Source organism: Falsiphaeobacter marinintestinus (assembly GCF_007923355.1).
Classification (GTDB): Bacteria; Pseudomonadota; Alphaproteobacteria; order Rhodobacterales; family Rhodobacteraceae; genus Phaeobacter_A; species Phaeobacter_A marinintestinus.
Window position 1 is genome coordinate 1 of sequence record NZ_VOGO01000050.1, and the last position, 1,110, is coordinate 1,110.

Here is a 1,110-nt window from a genome sequence, read left to right on the forward strand (position 1 = left end):
GAAACCGCCAGCCTGATCGTCACAACAACGTCCGACGTCGTTGACGCTTATGACTACCAAACCTCGCTGCGCGAGGCGCTGGCCTTTGCCAATTCTAACGCGGATGCCAGCACGATAACCTTTGACGCGGCGCTGTCCGGCCAGACGATCACGCTGGGCGGGACGGAACTGGTTCTGTCCACCGATGTGACCATTGATGGTGATATCGACGACGACGATATCGCGGACATCACGATCTCTGGCAATGATGCCTCGCGGGTGTTCAACGCGACCAGCGGATCGTCGACCCTGCACGCCCTGACGATCACGGATGGCTCCGCCGGGTCCGGCGGCGGCATTTACATTGATACTGGTGCAACGGTCGCCCTGACCAACAGCACAATCCGCGACAGTTCGGCGGAATTGGGCGGTGGGCTTTGGAACCGCGGCGCGGTGACGCTGACAAGCAGCACGATTAGCGGCAATACGGCGACCTATCAGGGCGGTGGAATTTACAACCGAAGTGGAGGCACCGCGACGCTGACCAATTCTACGCTCAGCGGAAACGAGGCGACGAATTACGGCGGCGGCGGGATGATCAACCGTGGCACGGCGACACTGACCAACAGCACGATCAGCGGGAATAGCGCGTCGGGCCCATACGGATACGGCGGTGGCCTTCAGAACAGTGGCACAGCGACGCTGACCAACAGCATTGTGCTGGGCAATAGTGCAACGACGAACGCAGACGTCGGTGGGACAGTCACGTCCACGACCTCTCTCACGTCTGGAACGGCAGCTGACGTATTCGCAGCGCTGGACGGCAACGGCGGTGGTCTGCTGGCGGACAATGGCGGACCGGTTCAGACGATTGCGCTGAACGGCGATGTGACGAACCCGGCACTGGATGCGGGGGATGACAGTGCGGCCCCGGCAACGGATGCGCGGGGGGCCGGACGGGCGGACGATCCGGGAGCTGCCAACAATGGCGCGAACACCTCGGATCTTGGCGCGTTTGAGCTTCAGTTGACCACTCAGGTCGGCGGGTCCGACTCGGACGTGATGTTTGGCACGGATGGGAATGACACGCTCTATGGCGGGGCGGGCGCGGACTGGATCCTTGGCCTTGGC

General features: G+C 62.4%; 1 protein-coding gene. It reads left to right on the forward strand.

What is annotated here, in order from left to right; genetic code table 11:
* Positions 1–1,110 (forward strand): right-handed parallel beta-helix repeat-containing protein (locus FOY56_RS23760; protein ID WP_186766462.1); only part of this gene is annotated, 1,110 nt, incomplete at both ends.